The following is a 7,061-nucleotide window of genomic DNA, read 5'->3' on the forward strand; positions in this document are numbered from 1 at the left end:
CACTCATAAATATCATAACAACTTTCTTTAAATAGTAAGTTTAAAAAAAATAAACATAGAGACGCAACGTTTAATATTAAGACATAAGCTGCTATTATCATTTCATCTCCAATCATAAGGAACATTAGTTTTACAAAAAGTGAATATGGAAAACAAGAAATTACTGTTGATTAAAGGTGACGTTGCAGGCATCCAGAATTATATCTTTTCGGTAAAGAATGATGGTGCTGCACAGCGATTGAAGCATCGTTCGCTGGAAATAAAAGAAAGTACCCGGCAAACCGGCCAGGATATAGCCAGAGAGCTAAATGCCACAATACTCATAACAGGGGGTGGCTATTTTTTGTTAAAAGCTCCTAAGCCGTCCCAATGGGAAGAACAATGGCACCAGTTACGAAAAAGGTATGAGAGAAAAGAACGAAAAGGTCGTTTAAATTTGGTGCTTTCCTGTTATGAAGTTCCTGGAGAAGAAGAACTAAATCAAAATTATACCCGTTACCGGGGTTTGATAGAAGGGCAGGCAGGAATAGATAAGTTACAACAGGGAAAGCTAACAGAGGCTTTTTTTGATCCATACCGTATGCCATCACCTGCCTCCTCCACAAAAGTTAAACCGGAGGATATTCCTACATGGGACGATTGTCAGGAAAGACCAAATGGTGAAAATAAGGAACCCCCGAAAAGTGGGATTATCGACTTTGATCATTTAGCGGACTTTGCCAGGCAACGTACAGGAAGTGATCTGCTTGCGGCCCTGAAACTAGATATAGACAATCTCGGAAAATACTTCCAAAAATTGAGTACCAAAGAAGCTTCGGACAAACTTTCTTCTCACCTGATCCAATTCTTTAGTGAGGAGTTGAAGATACTCCGCGAGAAAGAAGTATTTTATCATAATGGAAATCGCCACCGTTACAAAGACAATATCTACCTTGTTTTTGCAGGCGGGGATGATACCTTTCTGCTTGGCGGATTCGACGCAGTATTGGAATTTACCGAATTACTGCAAAATAAATTCAAAACTTTTTCGAACAATCTACTGAAAGAGATTCCGGATATTAAAAAAGTCATAACTTTTTCAGCTTCAATCATTTTTTTTAAGCCCTCATATCCGATTTTAAAGATGGCATCAACAGCCGAACATCATCTGATTCTGGCAAAAGAAGCCTCACCCGAAAAAAACCGTGTTTCTGTTTTAGGAGAACCGTTTACGTGGGATGAATTTCACCGAATGATTAATATCTCCAACTTACTGGATAATTTGGTCAGGAATCGGGGTGAAAGTAAAGCCGTCATTTCACGTATAAGAGAGAGCCGAAAAGGGTTTGCGGCAGCTTTGCGCCATTCGGATCGTGGGCGTTTAGACATTCCACGCGTGTGGCGATTATTCTATTTTATACGAAATGTAAAACCCGATAACCGGGATGCAGCAGAAAAACTGGTTAAGGAATACGAGAACTTAATAATGAATGCCTTTATGGAAAAAGAGAAAGTCAATCCCATGATTTTCCCGGTTGCTGCACGAATAGCCGAATATAAACTTAAAAATTTAAAGTCATGAATAATCAAACAAAAAAGAAGCCCCGAAAATTCAATGAGGAAAAAAGCGATCAAGAACTGTTAGAATCGTTAAAAAACGATTTTCCGGGTTATCCTGATTGTCTGCTTTCTTTCACAAAAGGAAACAATCCTGAAGAAACAGGAAAAACAATAGAAAATTTGAAAAATTTTGTCCTTAAAAACGGAAAGGACATTAGCATCTCTCAGGTTCGAAACCTTTATTCCAAGGCAAGAGCTGCAAAGAATGAAATCGAGTTGCAGCTGCTACGGCCTCAAATTGCCTATATGGTTGCACGACAACAAACATACAAAAAGGAATCAGTTCGGAAGTTTTTCCTTTTGCAGGACAACCTCATAAGTAAAGGTATTTCATTGTCCGATTTCCTTAAGGTATTTGAGGCCATCGTAGCCTATCATAAATATTTCGGGAAAAAGAACTGATTTAATAACGAATAAAATGCTTAAAAAATGAAACTTACAGGAAAAATCATCATAAACGGAAAGATTGAACTCATTACCGGGTTACATATAGGAGGTTCTTCCTCGATCAGCGACATAGGCGCTATCGACAATAACGTGATTAAGTCGGTACCTTTAAAATCCGATTTTGAAGGTGTTCCTTACATACCGGGAAGTTCATTGAAAGGGAAACTCAGAACGTTACTGGCCAAAGAGCATGGTTTTATGAGTGTTGAAGAGGACAGAGAACCTGTTTCTACCATCTTTGGCAGCACCAAAACCAATGAAATATCTCGCATTATTGTGTCTGATGCAATGCTGGATACTGTCGCATTTAAGGAAATTTTCAACCAGATCGAAATGGAATTTCAATGGACGGAAAGCAAGTGGGAAAACCGTATTGACCGAAAAAAAGGCAGTGCTAAAGACCCGAGACAGATGGAACGGGTACCGGCAGGTGCTGTATTCCATTTTAATATGATTTATGACGTGTACGACGATAACAAGGAGGATGTGCACATGCACGAAATCGTAAGGACATTTCATCTGCTCGAAGATGACTACCTGGGAGGAAGCGGTACCAGAGGCTACGGACGTGTCCGGTTTAAAGATATCAGCCTCAAACGACGAACCATTACAGGCTATTATAAGCCGAAAGAGAACCAGCATGAAGAGGATATTACGAGTAATTACTGGATAAATACCATATAAGATGAAACGCGTTGAACTTATTTCAATGTCCGGCAAGCAGTATCATTTTGGGGAAATATTACCGGAAGAGGAAGAACAGCATTTAAATGCTGTTACACCCTACCCTTCGTCCGACCTGATTTTTGCTGCCCTGGTAAACATCTGGAGTAAGGCGTTTGGCGATGCTTCGGTATTGGTCAAAAGTTTTGAAGAAGATGATATCAGATTATCGTCAGCGTTTTTCTTTATCAGGGCAGAAGGAAAAACCATTCGTTTTTTACCGAAGCCGGTTACAGCTAACCTGTATCAAAGCGAAGAACACAAAAAACTGAAAAAGATTGCTTTTGTATCAGAAGGAATCATAAACAGGGGAGTTCTTCCGGATGAATGGCTGAAGCCTGAACGGTGCACACTACTCGACGGAAAACTGGTCTGTCTTAAAGATGAAATCTCAGAAACCGGTCTGGAAAAAATAACGGTTTACAAAGAAGTTACCGTTCCCAAAGTGAAAGTACATACGCCCAAAAAGGATAATTGTATCTACAGCCAAACCAATATTGTGTTTCCCGTGTCCGAACGTAACGATATGGAAACGGGCTACTACTTCTATATGAATGAACATCTTTCAACCGAAAATCAGGAAAAATTCCTGACAGTGCTGAACCTACTGGCTGATGAAGGGCTTGGTGGCGACCGCTCTACGGGCTGCGGACAGTTTAAGGAAGTCCGGCTGGCTGAAGCCAATATTCCTTCCGACCTTTCAGAGAATTACCTGTCTTTGTCGCTTACCAATCCGTCAACAGAAGAAGTCGACGCCTTTTCCTTTTACAGGATTGTCACCCGTGGTGGCCGCCGGATAAATGGCAACAAACGACTGAAGCTGGTGAATATGATTGGCGAAGGAGCTATTGTTACCCGGCCTGTATCGGGGCGGATTGTGGATATCTCTCCCAACAACGACGGCAGCTACCGGCGATATGGCCGGTCATTGCTCTATCCGTTACATCCAAATTTCGAAATGCTATGGAAAAAACAACAAAATATCTGAAACTGGAAACAATTACTCCAATATCGGTTGGGACAGGAGAAGTCTGGTCGCCTGTTACAGATTTTTTTGTAAAGGACAAACAGATATACCGAATCAATGCCGTAAAATTTCAAAATCTCCTGAAGAAAAAGAACAAAATAGAGACCTTCGCGCAATATATTTCGCAATCGATTAATGAGTCACGCACGGGCACAAAAGCGGACTTGAAACTTTTTATCGAAAATGAACTGGAAACTCCACCACTCAACCTTACCGGAACAGTACTCCCATACCCAAACCCGGGAAGTGGAAAAGAACAGGTGGCCTGCTGTTACCAGGTAACGGGACAACCTGTTATTCCAGGATCCACACTCAAAGGAGCTGTCAAAACCGCTCTATTTTACTATTGGCTAAAGCATTCTGAGGATGGAAATAAAGCGCTCGATACCATCATCAATCATCTTCTTCCCAAATATCAGGCAGAATGGTTCAATAATCAATATCCTAAAGAGATTGAACAGAAATTCCCGGATGCGCTTGACGAAAAGGGAAAGCACTTGTTTGCCGGTTTAAGCATGAGCGATACCGATCCCTTTCCGACCCAATCGCTGGTGGTCTACAAAACCGAACGTATTCATCTGAACAATCCAGAATATAGTAGTATTCCGCAAGTGAAAATGTGTATTAACAAAGGCTATTCTTCAATACTGACCTATAAATCGGTTCGCTGGAGACCGGATAAATACTTCACTCAACAAATGAATACTTTTGCCTATAACGCCATTGTCACAGAACAGGAGATATTGTATGAGCATTCAACGGGTGTATCCAGGAAAATAAATCAGAAATTAAATACTTTCTACGACATGGTGACCGAAGAAATAGACCGCATTGAAGAAAGCGGAGAATTGACCTTTTTTTTGAGGATTGGTTCCGGCAAAAGCTTCTTTAACAATACCATGGCAATGATCCTCTACGAAACAGACATTGAAGCATTTAAATCTTTTTGCAAAATGTATAAGCTGGGAAAAGCCCCAAAAGAAAGGGAATATAAACCAAAAGTACCTTTCCCTGTTACGCGCTCAGTTATTTCAGACATTTATGAACCAATGGGATGGGTTAAAATTTCAATACAGTAAAAAATAATAGTATGGCACGAAAAGTATTTCTTTCAATATTAGGAAACGGATTTTACGAGAATTGCAATTATTACTGGCAAACCCGGGATCAATACTCTAAACAGCGCTTTGTTCAAAAAGCCTGTGTGGACCTTTTATTAAATGACTGGAACGAAAACGACCAAATATTGCTATTCTTGACCAACGCCGCCTATAAAAATAATTGGAATCAATCCATTCATAAGAGAGTAAACAAGGACGGAAAAGAAGAAGACTACCAAGGGCTGGAAAACTTGTTACCTCAAGCCAAAACACAGCCTATTCCCGACGGAAAAACAACAGAAGAAATTTGGGCAATTTTTGATGCCATTTATAACTCATTACAAGAAAATGACGAGGTACATCTGGACATTACCCATTCTTTTCGCTATTTACCCATGCTGCTTCTTGTTCTTCTCAATTACGCCAAATATCTTAAAAACATCACCCTCAAACGAATCACTTATGGCAATTATGAAGCCCGTGACAATGATAATTTTGCACCAATAATGGATTTAACAGCCTTTTCTGAATTACAGGATTGGAGCATTGCTGCAAGTGATTTTATTAACTTTGGGCAGGTAACGAAAATAGCTGAACTTACAGATAAAAGAATTGCAGTTGTTCTAAAAAATAAAGGATATATTGAAGAATCTGCCAAACTTTTAAAAGGAATAAAAAATGAGTTAATAAACTTTTCGACAGATATTCAAACCTGTCGTGGCCAGAATATTATTTCCAATGCTTCGGTAATCAAAGTTCACCAATACCTGGAAAAACTTCAGAATGAAATAATAAAACCACTTAACCCCATATTGGACAAACTGAAAAACAGAATTAAAAATTTCAAAACCAACAACATACTAAACGGCCTTACCGCTGTTGAATGGTGTATTGATAACGGACTGATTCAGCAGGGTATAACAATTTTACAGGAAACAGCCATTAACTACACAGCTTCAAAATTGAATGTTGATATGCAGAATCCGGATATTAGGGAGGCTATTTCATCGGGCTTTTACATTTTATCAGTTAAAACAAAAGAAGAAGATTGGGATGAAAAGTGACAAAAAAAATAAGGATATAATAGAACAAATGCTTAGCACCAAAACCATTGCAGAACTGAAAAAGCCTTATGAACGCCTCAGAACAATCCGAAATGATATCAATCATAATGGAATGCGCAAAGATTCCAAAAATGGAAGTGAGTTTAAAAAATTGCTGGAAAAAAGTTTAACGCAATTCAGAGAAATTATTAAAGATGCTCATTAATTTAAGCAATCACCCTTCTGATATATGGGATCGGGAACAAAAATCAACAGCCGAAAAACAATTTGGAAACATCAGGGATTTGTCCTTTCCTCTTGTTGACCCGATGGCCGATGAAAATGAAATCAATTCAATTGCCAACAGCCTGCTAAACCGTTGTGTGGAAATCTTTGAAGACCAGCCCGCGTCTCCTACTAATGCAGTACATATCATGGGCGAAATGACTCTGACTTTTGCTGTCGTAAAAAAACTTCAAAAACATCATATTCAATGTATAGCATCAACTACACAGCGAAAAGTATCGATAAATGATAAAGACCAAAAAAGCAGTATTTTTAAATTCTGCCGTTTTAGAAAATATTTGTGACAAGTTTTTTAAAACACAGACCACTATTTAAAGATGTATGTAATTCTTGTATACGACGTCAACGAAAAGCGGACCAACAAAATGTTGAAGCTATGCCGCAAATATCTCAACTGGATACAAAATTCCGTATTCGAAGGAGAAATATCGGAAGTAAAACTCAAAGAATTAAAAAACAGAGCTTCCCTAATTATGGACAACGAAACCGATAGTTTGATAATCTTTAAAACACGAAATGAGAAGTGGCTCGATAAAGAAATCGTAGGTAAAGAACGTGCTAAGACAGACAACTTTCTGTAATGGTTAGTCGTCGATCAAACGTTTTCAGCTAATAAAAAATTTTCTTCATCGCCAGACTTCTCAAAAAAAGCTCTTTGACATACTGGTAATTGATAAGTTAATGATAATTGTCGAAGAAAGGGCAAAAAAGCCTTATTATACATCGACAACATTTAAACCCAAAATTCCGGGGATTTCTTTTCCAAAACCCTTATTTTTGGGTAAATTTTTTAGGCCAATTCAACGGCTCCCAATC

At 38.8% G+C, this 7,061-nt stretch carries 9 protein-coding genes; all 9 read left to right on the top strand.

The genetic code is table 11. The features are described 5' to 3' along the window. The first annotated feature begins 145 nt into the window (after positions 1 to 145). Genes cas10 through cas2 form a run of 9 tightly spaced genes read left to right on the top strand, consistent with a single transcriptional unit; the run spans position 146 to position 6,826 of the window. Positions 146 to 1,561 (top strand): type III-A CRISPR-associated protein Cas10/Csm1, encoded by a 1,416-nt coding sequence (cas10, locus tag OQ5_RS0107700; RefSeq protein ID WP_016776930.1) that lies wholly within the window; start codon positions 146 to 148, stop codon positions 1,559 to 1,561. Then, positions 1,558 to 2,001, top strand: coding sequence for a type III-A CRISPR-associated protein Csm2 (gene csm2 / locus OQ5_RS0107705; protein WP_016776931.1), 444 nt, complete (start codon positions 1,558 to 1,560; stop codon positions 1,999 to 2,001). The genes cas10 and csm2 overlap by 4 nt, the downstream gene beginning before the upstream one ends. A 27-nt stretch (positions 2,002 to 2,028) precedes the next feature. After that, complete coding sequence (gene csm3 / locus OQ5_RS20535) at positions 2,029 to 2,730, top strand: type III-A CRISPR-associated RAMP protein Csm3 (protein WP_016776932.1); 702 nt, start codon at positions 2,029 to 2,031, stop codon at positions 2,728 to 2,730. Between the two features lies 1 nt (position 2,731). Further along, positions 2,732 to 3,757 carry a type III-A CRISPR-associated RAMP protein Csm4 gene (gene csm4 / locus OQ5_RS0107715; protein ID WP_016776933.1) on the top strand — a complete coding sequence of 342 codons (1,026 nt, stop codon included), beginning with the start codon at positions 2,732 to 2,734 and terminating at the stop codon, positions 3,755 to 3,757. After that, positions 3,733 to 4,875, top strand: a complete 1,143-nt coding sequence (csm5, locus tag OQ5_RS0107720; RefSeq protein ID WP_016776934.1) for a type III-A CRISPR-associated RAMP protein Csm5 — start codon at positions 3,733 to 3,735, stop codon at positions 4,873 to 4,875. Before csm4 ends, csm5 begins: the two co-directional genes overlap by 25 nt. A gap of 11 nt (positions 4,876 to 4,886) precedes the next feature. Beyond that, complete coding sequence (gene csx2, locus OQ5_RS0107725; RefSeq protein ID WP_016776935.1) at positions 4,887 to 5,960, top strand: TIGR02221 family CRISPR-associated protein; 1,074 nt, start codon at positions 4,887 to 4,889, stop codon at positions 5,958 to 5,960. Then, the gene (locus tag OQ5_RS24440) at positions 5,950 to 6,165 is read left to right on the top strand and encodes a hypothetical protein (RefSeq protein ID WP_016776936.1); all 216 of its coding nucleotides are present in this window, start codon (positions 5,950 to 5,952) and stop codon (positions 6,163 to 6,165) included. Before csx2 ends, OQ5_RS24440 begins: the two co-directional genes overlap by 11 nt. Beyond that, a complete protein-coding gene (locus OQ5_RS0107735) occupies positions 6,155 to 6,529 on the top strand; it encodes a hypothetical protein (protein WP_016776937.1) in 375 nt (124 codons plus the stop codon). The genes OQ5_RS24440 and OQ5_RS0107735 overlap by 11 nt, the downstream gene beginning before the upstream one ends. A 33-nt stretch (positions 6,530 to 6,562) precedes the next feature. Next, positions 6,563 to 6,826, top strand: coding sequence for a CRISPR-associated endonuclease Cas2 (gene cas2, locus OQ5_RS0107740; RefSeq protein ID WP_016776938.1), 264 nt, complete (start codon positions 6,563 to 6,565; stop codon positions 6,824 to 6,826). Positions 6,827 to 7,061 lie beyond the last annotated feature (235 nt).

It is taken from the genome of Anaerophaga thermohalophila str. Valhall (assembly GCF_000250735.1).
GTDB lineage: Bacteria > Bacteroidota > Bacteroidia > Bacteroidales > Marinilabiliaceae > Anaerophaga > Anaerophaga thermohalophila_A.